Below are 19,140 nucleotides of genomic sequence, written 5' to 3' on the forward strand. Positions count from 1 at the left end.
TGAACTGTTTTCGTAAAATTTGGCCTAAAGGAGAAATATATCCATGAAATTTGACCTACACACCCACCATTTCCGCTGTGGCCATGCCGACGGAAGCATCAGGGACTATATTGAAGCCGGCATCAACGCCGGTCTGGGCGTCATCGGCATATCTGATCACACTCCTTATTTCGGCAGTCCGTCCGAGCAGGCCTTTCCCAAAATCGCCATGGCCAAATCGGAGCTTGTCCATTACGTAGAAGAAGTGCTCTCCCTGCAGAAAGAATACGAAGGCAAAATTGATGTGCTGCTCGGTATTGAATCCGATTATTTCCCGGAACATGCCGAACTCTACCGCCAAACCCTTTCCGCTTATCCCTTTGATTACATCATTGGCTCGGTACATAGTGTCAAGGGTGTAAGCATCTTTAATAAGGGGCGCTGGAAAGGACTTGACCGCCGGGAGAAAGCCGCGGCAAAAGCCGAATACTACCGGCTGATCTCCGAATCCGCGCGTACCGGCATGTTTCAGATCCTTGGCCATATTGATGCCATGAAAGGAAACTATCCGCAATTTGCGGAAATCTCTACGCCTGCAGAAACCGACGAATGCCTGCGCGTAATCGGCGAATGCGGCGTCGCCATCGAGATCAACACCTCCGGATGCACCAAGCTGTGCGGCGGCTGGTATCCCTCGGATGATATTCTGGCACGTGCACTGCATTACGGAGTGGAAGTCACCTTTGGCTCTGATGCACATCTGCCGTCCCGGGTTGCTGACCAGCGGGAGGCTGTGGTTGCACGCCTTAAAGAAATCGGGTTCACTCACTGGGTATACTACAAACGGCGCGGGAAGATTACAGTTCCGCTGCAGTGACACCCTGTGACTTTACAAAAAAATGCACCGCAGTGCTCAACGGTCGATGGACAGCATGACATCCATTACGTTAACGCTGCGGTGCATTTTGTTATTCTCCCGGTTTCTGCAGATTATCACAGGTAAACCCCTGCTTCTTCAGCGTATGCTGCGCATCTCCATACTGAGGATTAAGAGCGTAGAAATGGGCGATCGTAGCGCTCCAATCCCTCTCCGTCATTTCGAGAGCTTTTAGATACCCGCGGTACGCCTGATTGTACTCCTGTATAAATCCCTTCTGATCAAGGTTATAACGCTCCTCGTGAAAAACCGCCCCCAGCGGAAGACGCGGCTTCTTTGGCAGCTCCTCGGCAGGATATCCTACGCATAAGCCGACCACCGGGAATACATACTCCGGCAAGTCCAGCAATTCAATTACGCCTCCAGTATTGCGGCGGATTCCACCGATAGGAATGATGCCCAGCCCCATGGATTCCGCAGCGGCAACCGCACTCTCCAAAGCGATTCCCACATCCACCGCACCGACCAGCAGCGCATCCACATCGTGCACAGCCTCAAAGGGCTGCCCTTCCAGCTCGGCGGCCAGCTTGGCCCGGTAAAAATCCATGCAGAAGATCAAAAATACCGGGGCGTCGGCCACATGCTTCTGATTCCCGCTTAAGACCGAAAGCTGTGCCTTGCGCTGCTCATTCTGCACAGCAATAATGCTGACCTGCTGCCCGTTCACCCAGGATGGGGCCGATTGAGCGGCCTCAATAATCATCTGCAGCTTATCCGGCTCAACAGGCTGCAGCGCGTATTTCCGGAAAGACCGGTGATTGTTTAATGTCTTCAGCACTTCATTCAAGATTACATCCTCCTAAAATCTCTATAATTGTACAACCATCATATACTAACAGCTGCGGGAGCTTCCAGTCCCTCCCCGCTTCCGGTTCCCCAATGGATTGGCACCAGAACAAAAAAAATGGACCCGAATCATCGGGTCCCAACAGCAGTTATATTTTCAAAAGGGGGTCATGTACTTAGTTTAACCGGACACTGTTAGAGTTTGATAACGGCATTATTTCAATTGTGTAACAATGTGAATACTTTCATTACATCGCCCGAGCCATCGGCCATTGGCATGATCCGTTCCAGCGTCAGACCGTTTTTGAGCATAACCCGTTCGGACCTGAGGTTATCACCGCGGCAGCGTCCCTCCACATGGGTCAAGCGAAGCTCCCGCATGCCGTAGCCCAGCAACAATCCAATGGCCTCTGTAGCAAGGCCCTGCCCCCACCATACGGGATCGAGCATGTAGCCTAGTACGGCTTTGCCTTCATGACGGTTCCAGCTCTGAAGTGAGGCGGTGCCGATCAGCTCCGGCGCATCTTTGCAATAGATCCCGACATGCAGCGCGCAAGGATCGTAGGGATACAGCATACGGTTCACCAGTTGATCCAGATGGGCTGGCTGTGAACCCGCTGTACTGCGATGCAAAATGTGGCGCTGCACATCCGGGTGAGAGAGCAGCATCTTAAGCCTGTCACCTTCGGCAGGCAACATCGTCCGGAGTTCCACTGCGGCTCCTTGCTGAGCCATGAATCCTGCAGACTCGTAAGTGATCATTCGCACTCCTCTTCCCTTGCAGCTTAATTTGGGAATTTCAAATATATTGCTACTTACGCCCGGCGCAGACTAATCACAGTAAGCTCCGGCCGGCATAACAGGCGAAACGGCATATAAGTCTCGCCGAAGCCTCTGTTAACATAGACCGGCATGGCTTTATTCTCTGTATGATACAGTCCGCTTATGTATTTAACTGCCCCGTATGGGGTGTAGGCTGCGCCAACAAAAGGAAGACGGATCTGCCCTCCATGGCTGTGCCCCGACAACTGAAGATCGAAGGGATAATTTTCCGCCGTGTCAGCATAATCCGGCTCATGCATCATCAGCACCGTACATGTCCCCTTTGGGATGCCTTTGAGTGCAGCTTCCGGATCGGGACGGCTGTGCAGCATGTCTTCCAGGCCAGCAACCGCCATCACTGCACCGCCTTGCTTGATAAGATATGACTGATTCCTCAGCAATGTGAACCCGGCAGACTGCAGCAGCTGCGCAAGCAATTCCGTGTTCTTATAATCATGGTTGCCGAATATCGCATATTTCCCCAGCGGGGCATGAAGTTCCGCGAGCAGCGCTACGGATTCTTTCAGGTCCTCTGCATAGCTGTCTACAATATCCCCGGTAAAGCAAATGATATCCGGCTCTGCGGCCTCAATGTGCTTAATCAGCCGGGCCAAATCATGAGCATCCTTGTTGAAGCCCAGATGCACATCACTGAAATGAACCAGCCGGGTACCGGCAAACGCGGAAGGGAGATTCTTCAGCGGAATTTCCAGCCTCGTGATATCAAGCCAGTTGGGTTCTCCCTGCCACACATATCCGCCGCCGAGCAGCGCGGCACCAAACATAGTAGCCGCTCCGCGGGTCAGGAACTGGCGGCGGGTAATTTTGCGGCCGCTGCCCTTCCCGGGTGGTAGTGGAGTGTTGTAACCGCCGCCGGCAACAAGAGGTGGACCATCATTGGGAGAACCCCCGGACGCTTTTTTATTCATAGGGAGACCCTCCTTCCTTGCAGGAGCTTGAAATACAATACAATCCGCTCCGCTAACTGTTAATTTCACTTGATCTCATCTTTTACATCTTCTACCGCTTTGTCCACTTCATCATCAATATTCACCTCGATGGACGCCTCAACCTCTGCTTCCGTACCGGGGCCGAGAATCTTGCGGAACAAGCCCAGCATGGACAGGGCATAGGCTACAGTAATGAAGCTGAAGCTGATCTGCATGATGACCACGAGCCGCGAAGTATTGTCTACCGGAGCCACATCTCCATAGCCGACAGTCGTAAAGGTGGCCACGCTGAAATATAGAAAGGTAATCAGCTGGCTGAGCAGATCATCCCCTATTCCTTTGCCCTGAAAAGAGGACTGTCCAAATAGCTTATATATGGATGTATATACGACTGTAAAAAAAATAATGCAGGTAAAAGCAGCAATACTGATACGGACCAGTGTCTGCTGCAGCCTGACTTCCTTGCTGTTCGATTCCTTGATTTCATGAAAAATGAACAGAATGTAGAAAAGCACCGAGGCCAGGGCAAAGAGTAAAATCAGTCCCCTTAATCCCCGGTTGCCCGGTACGATGGAGCCCAGGTCAATCCAGTTCAGCAAATCCTCAACCGAAATTAGCGCATAGATTAGAACGGGGGCCAATAGAACCCCTTTTCCCATCCAGCTCAGCTTCATCCGGAAAAACCAAAACGACAGCAGTATAATCACTGCTATATTGAGGGTCCATACCCACCAAGCCATAGCCATTACACTCCTGTTCTAAGGTACGGGCAATTGGTAGCGGTAAGATAAGCAGCCGCTGATTCATTCCTGAGTGGTCCGCTTTCCGTGCCGTTTGATTAATCCGCCCTAGGCCTGCTGGTGACGGTAATCCGGCATTCTTCTTCCGGTGCAGAGCTGTATGCAGCAGCAATTCCCTTGCTGGCGATTTCTTTCTTGCTGACCTTACGCAGTACCATTGCCACCTCGACATCCCTTGTAAACGGGAAAGGGTCGAGCATTAGTGTGGATGCATCCTGCCATTCCGCCGAAATCAGACGTCCTGACGTAAAGCTGAAATCCTCACTTCCGGAGAAGCCGTCCTTCCACCACGGATGTTCTTCCGATTTGGGGCTTCCCGGCTCATTCAGAGCCAGATACAATGAGAGATCGTCAGAAAACTGCAGCAGCCTGGCATCATAATACAGCTCACCTTCTCCGATCGGCTGGTTTTTCTCGAGATCGCGGTGGATGCGGGCCCTGCGCTCCTCCTCATCTTTAAGATAGGCGCTCAGCTCCGGACATTCCTCCCCGGATACCTCAATCAGCCGTTCAAAATGCAGACTGCACAGCAGCGCACCGTACGGTGTGTCCGCTTCAATCTCATTAAGTCCACGTTTGTAGAACGTAAGCTTCGGCACTACGGGAAAATCTATGAAGCTGTAAGGTGCTCCTGCCGCATCATTCCAGAAAGGCGTTTCATCGAGATCAATCCAGCCCCTGTCATGGTTGCTGACCGCACGCAGCACCTCTGCACGCCGGTTTCCCTCGGGTACATGTTCTTCCTTGAACCATTGCGCAAATTCTCCGGCCAGCCGCCCGTGCTCATGCTGCTTAACCATTACAAATACTCCGTCCTGTTCCCTACAAATCAACGTAATTCCTCCCCGATTCTCCACTGCCTGGTGTTGGCTCAACTAAGGAGATTATAACATATCCATCTATATTTGTTTGAGTTTGGCTATTCATACACCTTCTGCTCGTTAAGAAGGGACTGTCTAAAAATGTACCCATTTATACCGCCAAAAGAAACAGGCAACCCTTAAGTGCTTATGCCCCTGAATGCAGAAGTAATAACACTCACCCGTCCTCCCGATTCCTTCTGGAGCTTCATCAGGATATGCAGCCACTGAATGCGAAAAAGCCACTCCCTGCGGCAAAATAGCACCGCGAAAGTGGCTCAGGAAAGATAGATAGCAGTAAATCAAAAATGGAGGGGGAAAAGAGTAAATTTACAATTTACACTCCCAGCCAACGCTTGAACATATGCTTGGTTGTCTGTTTGTTGATCTCCGCGATGGAGGTTGTAAGCGGGATGCCTTTCGGGCAGGCCCTCACACAGTTCTGCGAGTTGCCGCAGCCGTCGATGCCGCCGTCTTCCATCAACGCATCCAGACGGTCATCGGCGTTCATCTCACCCGTAGGATGGGCGTTGAACAGGCGCACCTGGGAAATGGCCGCCGGCCCGATGAAATTGGTCTTCTCATTGACATTGGGGCAAGCCTCCAGGCAGACGCCGCAGGTCATGCATTTAGACAATTCGTAGGCCCACTGGCGTTTCTTCTCCGCCATCCGCGGCCCCGGACCCAAGTCATAGGTTCCGTCAATCGGAATCCATGCCTTGACGCGTTTGAGCGCATTAAACATCCGGCTGCGGTCGATCACCAGATCACGTACCACAGGGAACGTCTTCATCGGCTCGATGCGCACCGGCTGCTCCAGATTGTCGATCAGCGCCGCACAGGCCTGGCGCGGTTTGCCGTTTATCACCATGGAGCATGCACCGCACACTTCCTCCAGACAGTTGGAATCCCAGCATACCGGAACCGTACCGTCACCCTTGGCGTTAACCGGATTACGCTGGATTTCCATCAAAGCGCTGATCACGTTCATCCCCGGACGGTAGGCCAGCTCAAATTCCTCGACATACGGTGAGCTCTCCGGCTCGTCCTGGCGGGTAATTATAAACTTTACGTTTTTGGGAGCTGCAGCAGTTTCCGCCATATCAGTTACCTCCTAAAAGTTTGGTGAGCATTACTTCAACGTATTTCTTCGTGCATAACTGCTATATTTCTTATTACTTCTCCGGCTAGAATTGCTTATTCCCGTAGGCTTCAGCCAGCCTGAATCCAATTCCCATATTCCTCATAGGTTCAGGGCTCATTCAAGCGGCACCTTTAACCGGTTAGTCCTTCGAATAATCCCGTACCCGCGGAGGAATCAGTGAGACATCTACTGCTTCATAAGAGATCTGCGGGCCATCCGCGCTCCATGTCGCTTTAGTCGTCTTCAGGAACTCCTCGTCGTTGCGTGTCGGGAATTCCGGCTTGTAGTGCGCGCCGCGGCTTTCGTTCCGCAGCAGCGCCCCGAGTGTCATCGCCTCGGACAGCTCCAGCATGTTCCAGAGCTGGCGGGTGAAGGCCACACCCTGGTTGTTCCAGCGCGAAGTATCATTCATGTTGATGTTGCGGTAACGCTCCTTGAGCTCTTTAATTTTGCCGATGGTCGCTTCCAGCTTGACGTTGTCACGCACAACGGTCATATTTGCGGTCATCCATTCGCCCAGTTCCTTATGAATCACATAGGCGTTCTCCGTGCCGGACATCGCCAGCAGGGACTCGTATTTGTCCGTCTGCTTCTTGTGGAAGCTGTCGAACACGGTGGAAGAAATGTCCTGCACCGATTTCTTCAGGCCTTTAATATATTCAACGGCCTTCGGCCCCGAGACCATGCCGCCATAAATCGCCGAGACCAGCGAGTTCGCGCCGAGCCGGTTCGCACCGTGGTATTGGTATTCGCATTCCCCTGCCGCGAACAGGCCGGGAATGTTGGTCATCTGATTGTAATCGACCCACATGCCGCCCATGGAGTAATGCACGGCTGGGAAGATTTTCATCGGTATTTTACGGGGATCATCGCCCATGAATTTCTCATAAATCTCAATAATGCCGCCCAGCTTGACGTCAAGCTCCTTAGGATCCTTGTGGGAGAGATCCAGATACACCATGTTCTCGCCGTTGATCCCGAGCCCCTGGTCCACACAGACATTAAAGATTTCCCGGGTTGCGATATCACGCGGCACCAGATTTCCGTAAGACGGGTATTTCTCTTCCAGGAAGTACCACGGCTTACCGTCCTTATAGGTCCAGATACGTCCGCCTTCGCCGCGTGCCGATTCCGACATCAGCCGCAGCTTGTCGTCGCCGGGGATTGCGGTCGGGTGAATCTGGATGAATTCTCCGTTGGCATAATGCACACCCTGTTGATATACAGCACTGGCTGCCGTCCCTGTGTTGATCACGGAGTTGGTCGTTTTGCCGAAAATGATTCCCGGACCGCCGCTGGCCAGAATGACCGCGTCCGCAGGGAAGGTCTGGATCTCCATCGTCTTCAGGTTCTGGGCGCTGATGCCGCGGCAGACGCGCTCATCATCAAGGACGACGGAAAGGAATTCCCAGTTCTCGCTCTTGGTCACCAGGCCTTCCGCTTCCCAGCGGCGAACCTGTTCATCCAGCGCATACAGCAATTGCTGGCCGGTTGTAGCCCCGGCAAAAGCGGTACGGTGCCGTTTCGTTCCGCCAAACCGGCGGAAATCGAGCAGCCCCTCCGGGGTACGGTTGAACATTACGCCCATCCGGTCCATCAGATGGATGATGCCCGGTGCGGCTTCACACATCGCCTTAACCGGCGGCTGGTTCGCCAGGAAGTCACCGCCGTAGACGGTGTCATCAAAATGCTCCCAGGGCGAATCCCCCTCGCCCTTCGTATTTACAGCGCCGTTGATGCCGCCCTGCGCACAGACCGAGTGCGATCTTTTGACTGGAACCAGTGAGAACAAATGCACATGTGCGCCGGATTCCGCCGCCTTGATGGTAGCCATCAGGCCGGCCAGCCCGCCGCCCACGATAATGATATCGGCTGATGCCATGATTGTTCACTCCTAAAGTTTTGTGAGCATAGACTTCTGAGTATCCGCCTCGTACAAAACTGGCTTCGGAAGCATATGCTTTAGTTTTGTGAGCATACACTTCCTGAAAAGCTTCGTTCAAACCGGCCTCGGAAGCATAGGCTGTCAAACATGTAATGATGTCAGCTGTAAATCAGCCTTGTGGATATTTGCATAAATGGCAGTTCGCTCCACACTGGAGTATATGCCAACTATTCTTAAATAAAAGTCCGCAGGGATTGCAGCGCAGAGGCTGTAGCTTGGAATTCACTGTCACGGAAAGTGACCAGCGACAGCAGGAACATGAAACTGACAAGGACGAAAAGTCCGAGACAAAGAATAGAGGACACTCTTTGTGAACGCGGCCCCACGGTAATCCCCCAGCTGATCAGGAATGACCATAGGCCATTGGAAAAGTGGAAGCAGGCCGCCAGAATCCCAATTACATACACGGCTAGAAGAAGCGGCTGGGTAACGATATTATGCATTACACTGCCAAGTTCCTCATGCTCCACATTCCCGAGCGCCACCTGGAACCGGGTTTCGAACACATGCCAGACGATGAACACGAAAGTGATGACTCCACTTACACGCTGCAGCGTATACCGCCAGTTTCTTTCCAGATTGTACCGGTTCAAGTTTGGCTTGGATTGATAGGCGATGTATAGCCCATAAACCCCGTGGTACAGCAGCGGCAGCCATATGCCGAACAATTCCAGGAAGAAGACTAGCGGCAGGCTGTTGAGCCATAGCACACTGTCTGTGAAACCGGAAGCGCCACCCTCCACTGCCGCGAAATTCGTCAGCATGTGCTCAAGGAAAAAGCCCCCAAGCGGGATAATGCCGAGCAAGGAATGAATCTTTCTGGAATAAAATCCTCTCATGCAAAGTGTCCCCTTTCCGAATAAAAAACAGCGTTTTCATTAATGAGCATACACCGCCGGGAGTACAGTTGAAACAGGGGAACTAAGGTTTAAAACCATCACCTGAATCTCTATTTTCACCACTATCCATTGCTTTCCCGGACTTTGCTTTATTATTCACAATATGTGAATATCCTGTGTCACTTTTCATGTTACTCTTTTTTCTCTTATAAGGGAATTGCAATCTAATTATTAAACGTTATACAATAATTGCATAAGAATATTTTTTATATGATAATAATTCTCATTTAGAACAGTGATTCTAAAGATTTCGCCGGTCCTTCAGCCTTTTTTAAGAAGAGACATCCATCGCGGCTATGCCTTTTATCACTTTCACTACAGGGACACTGATATAAAGTTATCAGCATTACTACAAGTTGGATGAAAGGAGACCTCTGTTATGTTCGACGATTTGGATATTTTCGCTGCAGTTGTGGAGCATTCCAGCCTTAACCGGGCTTCACGCCAGCTTAATCTGTCCCAGCCCGCTCTCTCCCGCAAAATCTCCAAGCTGGAGGAACGGCTCAGCGTCGCCCTGTTCAACCGGTTCGGCAAACGGCTGGAGCTGACCGAGGTTGGCCGTCTCACCTATACTTATGCGCTGGAGCAGCGTCAGCAACGGTCCAAATTTCTGGAGGCATTGTCCAAGTTCAGGGAGGGTGAGCCGCAGTTCGTGACACTTGGCGCCAGTCTGACGACACTGCAGACCACACTGCCGCCGCTTGTGAACGCGTACACGGAGAAATACCCGGCAGCCGAGCTGAAGCTGATTACCGGAAAAACACATGAAATCGTCTCCTCGGTCAGCGAAGGCAAATGCGATGTCGGCATTATCGCCTCCTCCATACAGGAGCCGGGGCTGCGCTGCATCCCGCTGTTCGAGGACCAGCTGCGGCTGGTCGTCTCCAGTCATCATCCGCTGACTCTGCCGGCGAAGCTGACAATGGACCATCTCGCGCGGCTGCCGATGATTCTCTTCTCCAAGGGCACCTGGTACCGCCGCATGACCGATGAGCTGTTCCAGCGCTGCGCCGTTGAGCCGGATGTACGCATGGAGATCGACTCCTTCGAAGCCATCGTCCGGCTGCTGCCGACGATCAAGGCAGCAGCGCTGCTGCCGAAGTCGTACCTTCGTCCGGAGCTGCTGAACGGAGGCGGGCTGGTCTCTCTCCATATTAAGGAACTGGAGCAGACCCAGCGGACTACCTGTCTGATCTATCAGGGAAGCGGCAGCCTGAGCACTGCGGCACGCTGCCTCGTGCAGGTGACAGAGGAAGTATTCCTGCCCGTACACGAATAATACGCAAATCACCCGGCAAGCCCCCATATCGCTATGGATCGGCCTGCCGGGTGATTGCGTGTACACGGGCAGTTATTCTGTTATATTGAGCACCAGCTTGTCGAGACAGGCCCGCAGATGCTGGAATTAACGGAACTTGCCAGCGTCGATCGCCGCTTGCTTCTCATCGAGAATTTCCTGATACCCTGCTTCCAGGTAAGTCTTCTTGGCTGCTTCATAGGTCGCATCGAATTCAGCTTCCGGGGCAAGCGCACACTTCACATACAGATCCTGAAAGAGTGAGTTCAGATCGGCTTTATACTCATTTACCTTCTCAAGCACAACGGTGAACATGGCATCCGGTGTGCGGAATTCCGCAACCTCGTTGTAGTATTTCACCATATCATCAGCGAGATTCTCGTAGCCGGCCGGTGCCCAGTTGCGGAGATTCGCTTTGAGGGTCTTGTCAGCTTCCGGATATTGCGCGATTTCAGTCACGAGGCCCCAGTAGTCCTTGTTATTGTTCTGTGCCAGGACCGATTCGCCCTTATAATCTGCTTTTTTTACAGCGATACCTTCTGCATCAAGCGTATAGTTTTCGCCTTCAACACCGTTCTGGAACTTGAACAGATTTTCCGGCTGGCTGAGCCATTCCAGATACATCCAGACTGCAGCGCGCTCCTCAGGCGAGGTTTCATAGTTGATACCCATGATGAAGCCAAACGGCCAGTAAGCACGTCCTTGAGGCTTGAGCCCCTCAGGAACACCTGCAAAAGGCGGCACTACAGCAAATTCGGCATCCGGGTTGTTCGCCAGGGTAGCAGCAAAGACGTCTGTATTGTTCGTGAGGTAGAATCCGTAGTTTCCTGTTTTTCCGGCAACGAATTCGGATTTAATCTTATTATCATCGTTACGCAGATAGAATTCCTTATCGATAAGGCCATTATTGTACTGATAGTTCATATTACGCAAGAAACGCTCAGTGTCGGCGCTGGTTAAATCAGCAACGCTCAAATCTGAATAAAGCGCGCGGTATTTCGGATCGACGGGCCAATCGCGGAAGGCGTAGTTGTAATTGAAACTGTTTTGAAGCAAGCTGCCGCCAGTCACTCCCAGGCCGGCCTCTTTCCATTTCACCAGCATCTCATTGTACTTCTCAAGTGAAGTCAAATCTTCCACCTTCATGCCAACCTTCTCCACCCAGTCTTTGCGGATGACGGATGTGAAATTGTCAGCTTCGGGACGTGCGGCGAAGAAGAAGGTATTCTTATCGTCTACAACACCATATTGCTGGATCGTTTCGCCCATACTTTTCCAATATGTCGGTGCATAATTCTCGATTTCAGCATAGTCCAGCGGCTGCATAACATCCTCGCCGTAATACGTAAGTGCCTGTGGCATATCGTAGTGGAAGATAATATCAGGGGCCTTATGTGACGCCAGCAGCTGCTCATAATCGGTCACTTCGCTGGTACGGGTAATCGGCACGTAATTGACTTCGATATTGTATTTGTCGCCGAATTCCGCTTGAACCCAGCGGGTATAATAGTTGTCGGTTACATTCCAGCCCTCGAACGCCCGCTCATAAACCGGGATATCCAGACTAACCTTCTTCTCAAAACCCTTCGTATAATCAGGATAGCTTCCTTCACTCTGTTTATTGGCTGCTGCCGTCTCAGCAGAACTGCTAGGCTCAGCACTCTCATTATTGTTATTTCCCCCGGAGCACCCGGCCAGCATCCCCGCCGTCATGACAGATGCCATCATTAACGAAACAACTCTTTTTTTGTTCATCGCAATTCCCCCACATTTAAATTTTCGGACTGTAGAATTACTATTCTGGAACACAAGATTACTCTTTGACTGCTCCGAGCATAACGCCCTGGACGAAGTATTTCTGAACAAAGGGATAGACGCAAAGAATGGGCAGGGTTGCAAATACTACGACTGATGCCTTTAATACTTCCGGATTACTAAGAGATACCTGAGTTGCTTCCAATTGGAAACTTTCACTGGCCTGAATGACCAGATAATACAGCTTGAGCTGCAGAGGCCGGAGTGAGATCTCATGCTTGATATAGAACAATGCATCCTGATAAACATTCCAGCGTCCAACCGCGTAGAAGAGAGAGAGTGTCGCGATAATCGGTTTGGACAACGGGATGACGATGCTGAGCAGGATCCGAAAATGTCCGGCACCGTCGATCCGTGCAGATTCTTCCAGACTTACGGGAATACCGCTCGTTAGAGAAGTCTTCATAATCAGCAGATTGAAGGCGCTGAACGACAACGGTAAAATCAGTGACCATATCGTATCCATCAGTCCCAGATTGTTAATGTTCATATAGTCCGGGATGATACCTCCACTAAAGTACATCGTGAACAAAAAGATGAAGGTGATTACTCTACGGCCCTTCAGCTGAGATCTGGACAGCGGGTACGCGGCGCAGATGGTCAGAACCATCCCCAGAATGGTGAACAGCACCGTCACTATAACTGAGATGTACAGTGAACGGAGTATACTGGCATCCGCGAAGATTTTCTTGTACGCTTCTATGGTGAAGCCCTGCGGCCACAGAAAAACCTTATTTGCAATAACAAAGGAGTCAGAGCTCAGGGATTTCGACACAACATGAAGAAACGGCAACAAGCACGCTAGCGAAGCAATGATCAGAACGAGGCGGATCAGCAATTCCCAGATGTCCAAACGCCCTTTACGTGGTGCGGCAGGGTTGCCGGTTAATGCTCTCATGGTTTCTCTCCTTTCTATAATATTCCATCCTCGCCGAGCTTCTTAGCCACGCGGTCAGCCGTTATTACAAGAAGAATACCGATGACGGATTGGAAGAGTCCTATCGCTGTCGCCCGGCTGAAATTGCCGCTTTCGATCCCCCAACGGTACACCAGAACCGGTATGGTCGTTGTGTACTCTGTGGTGGCCTTGTTCTGCAGAACGAATATACGCTCGAACGAGCCCTCCATTATCTTCCCCAGGTTCATGATCAGTAAGGTTACAATGGTTGCACGGATGGAAGGAACTGTGATATTCCATACCTTTCTCCAGCGTCCTGCTCCATCAACGGTAGCTGCTTCATACATCTCAGGGTTAATCCCGCTAATGGCAGCTAAATAAATGATGGTCCCCCACCCCATGCTCGACCACACACCGATTGCCAGGTAGCTGATCAGCCAATGCGTATCTTCCTGGAGGAACGGAACACGATTACCGCCCATAAGCTCAATCAAATTATTGACGACACCGTTTCCTTGACTAAGCAGCTGGTAAGCGATCGCCCCGATAATGACCCAGGACAGGAAGTGCGGCAAGTACAGCATGGTTTGGTTTACGCGTTTGAACCTTACGCTTTTGACTTCATTCAGCAGCAGAGCCAGTACGATCGGCATCGTGAAGCTGAATACGAGATCAAGAATATTGAGCATCAGCGTATTGCGGACAGCACGGGTGAAGTCTGGTTTGGAGAAAATATCCCGAAATACTTCAAAACCCACCCATTCACTGCCCCAAACCCCTCTTGCAATTTTGTAGTCTTTAAAAGCGAGCACAAGTCCTGTCATCGGCAGGTATTTGAATACGATTACAAAAGATAATGGAATTAATAATAGTAAATAGAGCTGCCAGTCACGCTGTAAGAAGCCGAGTCCCTGTTTGTTTCTTAATAAGGCGGTTTCATTTGTTTTTGAAGCGCTTGCAATTTTCAAACTTTCACCTCCTTCACCAAATTATCTCCTTGCCGGTTGTGTTCACCAGCTCGAGTTCAATGCTATCCCCTTTGCCCGGTTTTGAAAATCATGAGTATTGATGATCCCCATCAAATTTGATCGGGCCGCGGTTTTAGCGGCATCTGCAGCATCCTGATGATCAATTATGATAGGTATTCCCAAAAATAAAACGCTTACATTAAAAAAAGCCACCGGCTGCCGGCCAGGAGCAGGCTCCTAGGAGCTCTTGCTCTTGGCCGACTTATAGCTGCTCGGCGGCATGCCTTCGTACTTGCGGAAAAACCGGTTGAAGCTCTGGACATTATGATAGCCAACCTCCGCTGCAATCTGCTTAATCGTCAGGTCGGTATCCAGCAGCAGTTCCTTGGCCTTCTCGATACGCAGCTGATTAAGATAATCGATCATGCTGTTTCCGGTTAGCTCATACACGATCTTGCGCATATAAGAGTAGCTAATGCCGATTTCTTTAGCCATATCCTCAAATACAATTTCTTCACGGTAATTTTCCTTCAAATATTGAATGATCCGTTCTCCATGATTGGTTTCACCCGTGCTACGGTCCAGACTCTGTACGATTTCACGGAAAATTTCATGTAAATACTCTTCAAGCTCATCAAGCGTATCCATCGCAGCCAGAATGGTGTATATGTTGCCTTTGCCCATAATCATTCTTCCGGTACCGATATGATTCTCGCGAAGATGCTTGATGGTCGCACCTATCAGCTGGTGATAAATGAACATGATATTATCATAGGAAATATTCTCTTCCGAGCTGATCTGACAGCGGATGCTCTGAAGCTCTTTGAAAATCCCGTCCAGGTTGCCGGCGTCCAGGAAATTGAGAATCCGTCGCTCACTGCAGTCGAAGTCGATATATTTACGGCTGTTCTCCCCCTCATCCTCCCAGTACATGATGCTGCCGGCACCATTTATCATCCGCTGCTTAATCAATTCCATCGCTTCAAACAACCGCCGGGCAACCATTTCGGGTGCATCAGCCAAATTACTTAATCCGATCGTGACCGAATGCTCCAGCAGCGCAAGCGACTGATCCCCGACCTTTTCCAGCGCCTGATGGATCAGGCTGCTGCTCCGCTCATCCTCACCCGGAGCAAAGTTCATCACAATCACAATACAGCCGTCGTTATGATAGACAGAACGGGCCAGAATTCCCTCTGGAAAGAAGCTTTCAAACTTCGTGTTAAGCAGATACCGGTGGTAGCTGCGTGTCTCCACATTGGTATTGCCCACATATACTCTATACTGGTCGATGGAGACAACGGCGATTCTGTAACACGCCTCCGGAAAAACCTCCGTGATCCGGGGCGGAATCTCTCCGCGCAAAAGACGGTGAACGGCGAGACTGCGGGTATCCTGCTCACGCTCCTGCAGGAGCTGGAACAGACTATCCTCTTCCTCCTGCATTCGTTTGAACGCCATATCCAGGAAGGCAAGCTCATTCTTATTCACCACACCCAAATCATTTTTGGAGCGTATCGTCCGCACCAGCTGCCTCACCGGTCTGGACAGCCAAGTCGCGAGAACGACAGCCATAACTGTTCCCAGCAATATAATAGCACCCGTAAGCAAAATGATATTCCCCTGCATATCACGTGATTTGGCCATCAGCTCATCCATAGAGCTCCAGCTTACATTCCACCATCCGGACAATGAAGAGCGGCTCCAGGCGTAAACCATCCGTTTGCCATCAAGCTCACGGAATGTATAACCTTCACTCGGTTTCTGAGTCAGCATATCCCGGATAAATGGCAGCTCATAACCGTCAGTAAGCAGCTTCGACTTGTCCTTGTATGATATTATTGTGCCGTCCGATGCCAGAAGCAGGTGGTTGCTGTCTCCGACTTCTGTTTCATGCAAATATTTACCGATCTGGCTCTCGCTTATGTTAACGATGATTAATCCGTGCGTGGTGGAAGACAGACGATTGAGAGGATACACGTACGATACAACATTGACGCCCGAGTCCAGCTTGCGGGGAACCCATACGCCGCTGATCCCTCTCCGCCCCTCAAGGGCTTCTGTTGTCCAGCTGATCGACTCATACCGCTCCAGCTTCGTGATCCCGTTGTCGGTAGAAATAACATAATCTGAATCATTCAAGTAGAAGTAGGAGGATTCCGTCCCATCTACCCGGCGGTTCAAATTCATCAACTCCTTCATCACAGTCAGCGCGCTGCTCACGTTATTGTAATTGGAGTTGAGTTCTTCGAACGTCTCGAAATTACGAATGCGGTCAAAAACGTTAGTTGCAGCCGAACGTGCCGTATCCTGCGCCAGGTTAGCGAGCGCGCTCTCGTTCAGCTTGCGGTTGGCATTCAGCCCGGCGAGTGTGGATTCTCCGATGGCCTCCTCTGAGTTCTGTAAAAGCTGTGCCCCGCTGTACCACGTCAGGATGGCTGTCGGAATGGCCATAACGCAGAATAGAATCAATGCCAGCTGCAGCAGCATCGGTGTTTTTTTCATTTTTACTCCCCTTATGATTTCTGTAGATACTTAGATTGAACAATACTTCTGTGGACGTACTCCATGGCAAATCCGGTATTCACACCAGTACCAGCACCAGCAGCAGTATTTACTGTTACCGCTTACATTTTAATTCAAAACGGATAACCCAGCTATTGTTATTTTATCATTATAAAAAACATTTTAAATATATGTATAGGGAAAATTTTCAAACAAATCAGGAAAATTGAAGGTGCTATAGCCGGCCCCCCTTGACACTGGATCTAATTTCCCCTAAGGTTAGTTACATGAGTGATTAACCAGTTAGGTGGTGAAGCATTGGGATTTCAAATGGATGACACCCGGCCAATATTCGTACAGATCGCAGAGCGTATAGAAAATGACATCATAGATGGAACCATACCGGAAGAATCTCAGGTGCCTTCCACGAATCAGTTCGCTTCGTTTTATGGCATCAATCCGGCGACAGCGGCCAAAGGCGTGAATCTGCTCGTGGAGCAAGGAATATTGTACAAGAAGAGGGGAATTGGGATGTTTGTGGCAGCAGGTGCGCGTGCGGACTTGACGGATAAGCGCAGGCAGCAGTTTTATGAGCAGTATGTGGTGGCCATGATCCGTGAAGCCGGCAAGCTCGGCATTACGGCTGGGCAACTGTCTGAAATGATCCGCAAGGGGGATGAGAACCGATGATGATCACCAGGAAGACGATTGAGGCGAAGGCAGCACTGCCCGAGGCAGAGCTTGAGCTGAATCATGTCAGAAAGATCTTCCACGGAGGCCAGGGGGTACAAGATGCTTCGCTTATATTGAAACCGGAGACGATTCACGGACTTATTGGTGCCAATGGAAGCGGCAAAACCACTTTACTTGCACTAATCGCCGGCCTGTTGTTTCCAGACAGCGGAACTATTACCTACGGCGGCATGCCGGTACATGAAAACCCTTCAGTTCTAAGCAGTATCTGTATGGTTAAGACCTATGAACGGTCCTGGAACGAGTACTCTCTTAAGCAAATCTATAGTTATGCCTCACTGTTCTATCCCTATTGGGATGCAACTCTGGCCGAAGACCTGATGAACAAATTCCAACTTGGCGGCAGCAAGAAGTACAAACAGCTTTCGCGCGGCGGTCAATCAATGGCCGGAATCATCAAAGGACTGGCAAGCCGTGCTCCAATGACCTTGCTGGATGAACCTGTCCTTGGGCTGGATGCCTCGATGCGGGAAATCTTTTACCGGATACTTCTTGAGGATTATGGCAAATATCCCCGCACCTTCGTGATTTCGACCCATCTCATTGATGAGGCCGAAAATTTATTTGAACAAATAGCTTATGTCAAAAAAGGCACCATCGCTTACAACGGTCCCGTGGAGGAATTTGCCGCCAAAGCTTCTTATGCTACCGGCCCCGCCGCAGTGCTTGAGAAGCTGTCCGGGGATGTTCGGAACCTGCACACTGAACGGCTGGGCGGCAAGCTTATGCTGGCATTGGAAGACCTCACAGATCCGACTGAACGCAGAACACTGCAGGAACAAGGTGTGGAGCTGTCTCCAATCCCCCTGCAAAAGCTGTTCGTGTATATGACACTTAGAGATACTGCCAACGGCCAAGGAGGAGGTAACCTATGAGCTTACGCAATTTGACGAAATTCCATTTGAAGGATTACCGCAGAGCCACAATCATCCTCTTCTGTGTACTATTGCTGGTCAACACTGCACAATTACTGTTGAAGCTCTTCCTGCCTTCACTGGTCACCATAACGGAGCACAATATCTTCGGGCTCAGCCGCAATGTGATTGTGATATTCACCTTAATCAATGTGGTAGTGAACGCCAATCTAACGTTTCCGCTGATGAGCGGATTTAGTGTAACCCGCAAGAACTTCTATTTCAGCACGATTCTGGCCTCCGCAATCTTTTGCGTTTCTGCCGCATTTGCGGAAACTGTGCTGTCGGAAATCGGCAAAGCTTTAATGCCCTCCCTTGGCATGGAAATCAGCAGCGGCAAGCCTTTTCTGCTTCATTGGTATTTATTTGCGGTGGGCCTAATTGCCGTTTCGCTTGCCCTCTTTGTGATTATCGCCTGCTTTCACCGGCTCGGAACCATAAAAGGCATCTTCTCTTTAATTCTCTATGTCGGACTCCTAAATTTGGCCGTAAACCTGATGCCTTCTCTTCCGATCACCGATGAGTCCGGACTGCTTCCGCTTTCCCCCGAAACCCTTCCCGCCGAGAGCTCGCTCATGCTTTGGGCAGCTATTCTGGCACTGGTGCTAATCGGCTGGCTGATTTACCGCCGCGCTCCCGTTCGTATGTAGAATAGATACAGGTTCTGCCCCAGAAAAATATACTGCTACATCACATTCAAAGAGATACCTTAGATGAGTTAAAAAAAGGCGCGGATTTGTCACCAGACATTTACTACAGGCTATTCACAGATATTCACTACCATTTCCTCGCTTTCACATAGCAAAACGCCCGGATACGCATCCGGGCGTTTTTATATTCCTTTTATAATTCTACGCAGACGGGCATA

At 50.6% G+C, this 19,140-nt stretch carries 17 protein-coding genes; 5 read left to right on the forward strand and 12 right to left on the reverse strand.

Annotation, left to right across the window (positions count from 1 at the left end; translation table 11 throughout):
• Positions 1-43 precede the first annotated feature (43 nt).
• Positions 44-856 carry a histidinol-phosphatase gene (locus NST07_RS28525; RefSeq protein ID WP_341096037.1) on the forward strand — a complete coding sequence of 271 codons (813 nt, stop codon included), beginning with the start codon at positions 44-46 and terminating at the stop codon, positions 854-856.
• A gap of 91 nt (positions 857-947) precedes the next feature.
• Here NST07_RS28525 and NST07_RS28530 read toward each other — a convergent pair whose 3' ends face one another.
• The 8 genes from NST07_RS28530 to NST07_RS28565 form a co-directional block, all read right to left on the reverse strand.
• On the reverse strand, positions 948-1,694 hold the full coding sequence (locus NST07_RS28530; protein ID WP_341097776.1) for an NADPH-dependent oxidoreductase: 747 nt from the start codon (positions 1,692-1,694) through the stop codon (positions 948-950).
• 227 nt (positions 1,695-1,921) lie between these two features.
• Positions 1,922-2,464 carry a GNAT family N-acetyltransferase gene (locus tag NST07_RS28535; protein WP_341096039.1) on the reverse strand — a complete coding sequence of 181 codons (543 nt, stop codon included), beginning with the start codon at positions 2,462-2,464 and terminating at the stop codon, positions 1,922-1,924.
• 53 nt (positions 2,465-2,517) lie between these two features.
• Positions 2,518-3,453: a metallophosphoesterase gene (locus NST07_RS28540; RefSeq protein WP_342480611.1), complete on the reverse strand. Its 936-nt coding sequence runs from the start codon at positions 3,451-3,453 to the stop codon at positions 2,518-2,520.
• Positions 3,454-3,518: 65 nt separating this feature from the next.
• Positions 3,519-4,214, reverse strand: a complete 696-nt coding sequence (locus NST07_RS28545; protein WP_341096043.1) for an ion channel — start codon at positions 4,212-4,214, stop codon at positions 3,519-3,521.
• 98 nt (positions 4,215-4,312) lie between these two features.
• Positions 4,313-5,107 (reverse strand): DUF3891 family protein, encoded by a 795-nt coding sequence (locus NST07_RS28550; protein ID WP_341096044.1) that lies wholly within the window; start codon positions 5,105-5,107, stop codon positions 4,313-4,315.
• 364 nt (positions 5,108-5,471) lie between these two features.
• The gene (sdhB, locus tag NST07_RS28555) at positions 5,472-6,236 is read right to left on the reverse strand and encodes a succinate dehydrogenase iron-sulfur subunit (RefSeq protein WP_038596073.1); all 765 of its coding nucleotides are present in this window, start codon (positions 6,234-6,236) and stop codon (positions 5,472-5,474) included.
• A gap of 181 nt (positions 6,237-6,417) precedes the next feature.
• Entirely contained in the window at positions 6,418-8,160 is a 1,743-nt protein-coding gene (gene sdhA, locus NST07_RS28560; RefSeq protein WP_038596075.1) for a succinate dehydrogenase flavoprotein subunit, read from the reverse strand.
• A 236-nt stretch (positions 8,161-8,396) separates the two neighbouring features.
• On the reverse strand, positions 8,397-9,062 hold the full coding sequence (locus NST07_RS28565; protein ID WP_341096046.1) for a succinate dehydrogenase cytochrome b558 subunit: 666 nt from the start codon (positions 9,060-9,062) through the stop codon (positions 8,397-8,399).
• A 439-nt stretch (positions 9,063-9,501) separates the two neighbouring features.
• On the opposite strand from NST07_RS28565, the gene NST07_RS28570 reads away from it, so the two are divergent.
• Positions 9,502-10,401, forward strand: a complete 900-nt coding sequence (locus NST07_RS28570; RefSeq protein WP_342480612.1) for a LysR family transcriptional regulator — start codon at positions 9,502-9,504, stop codon at positions 10,399-10,401.
• A 126-nt stretch (positions 10,402-10,527) separates the two neighbouring features.
• Here the strand turns inward: NST07_RS28570 and NST07_RS28575 are convergent, their stop codons facing one another.
• The 4 genes from NST07_RS28575 to NST07_RS28590 all read right to left on the reverse strand — a co-directional run bounded on the left by NST07_RS28575 (position 10,528) and on the right by NST07_RS28590 (position 16,605).
• Complete coding sequence (locus NST07_RS28575; protein ID WP_341379721.1) at positions 10,528-12,174, reverse strand: ABC transporter substrate-binding protein; 1,647 nt, start codon at positions 12,172-12,174, stop codon at positions 10,528-10,530.
• Between the two features lie 58 nt (positions 12,175-12,232).
• Positions 12,233-13,132, reverse strand: a complete 900-nt coding sequence (locus tag NST07_RS28580) for a carbohydrate ABC transporter permease (protein ID WP_076112504.1) — start codon at positions 13,130-13,132, stop codon at positions 12,233-12,235.
• 14 nt (positions 13,133-13,146) lie between these two features.
• Positions 13,147-14,100, reverse strand: a complete 954-nt coding sequence (locus tag NST07_RS28585; RefSeq protein ID WP_341096051.1) for an ABC transporter permease subunit — start codon at positions 14,098-14,100, stop codon at positions 13,147-13,149.
• Positions 14,101-14,337: 237 nt separating this feature from the next.
• Positions 14,338-16,605, reverse strand: a complete 2,268-nt coding sequence (locus tag NST07_RS28590) for an AraC family transcriptional regulator (protein ID WP_342480613.1) — start codon at positions 16,603-16,605, stop codon at positions 14,338-14,340.
• Between the two features lie 318 nt (positions 16,606-16,923).
• Between NST07_RS28590 and NST07_RS28595 the strand changes: the two genes are divergently transcribed.
• The 3 genes from NST07_RS28595 to NST07_RS28605 are packed head-to-tail and all read left to right on the forward strand — an operon-like array spanning position 16,924 to position 18,922.
• A complete protein-coding gene (locus NST07_RS28595) occupies positions 16,924-17,295 on the forward strand; it encodes a GntR family transcriptional regulator (protein ID WP_341096054.1) in 372 nt (123 codons plus the stop codon).
• Complete coding sequence (locus tag NST07_RS28600) at positions 17,292-18,233, forward strand: ABC transporter ATP-binding protein (protein ID WP_341096056.1); 942 nt, start codon at positions 17,292-17,294, stop codon at positions 18,231-18,233. The genes NST07_RS28595 and NST07_RS28600 overlap by 4 nt, the downstream gene beginning before the upstream one ends.
• On the forward strand, positions 18,230-18,922 hold the full coding sequence (locus NST07_RS28605) for a hypothetical protein (RefSeq protein ID WP_341096058.1): 693 nt from the start codon (positions 18,230-18,232) through the stop codon (positions 18,920-18,922). Before NST07_RS28600 ends, NST07_RS28605 begins: the two co-directional genes overlap by 4 nt.
• The last annotated feature ends 218 nt before the right edge of the window (positions 18,923-19,140 follow it).

Source organism: Paenibacillus sp. FSL L8-0340, from assembly GCF_038593145.1.
Lineage (GTDB): Bacteria > Bacillota > Bacilli > Paenibacillales > Paenibacillaceae > Paenibacillus_AQ.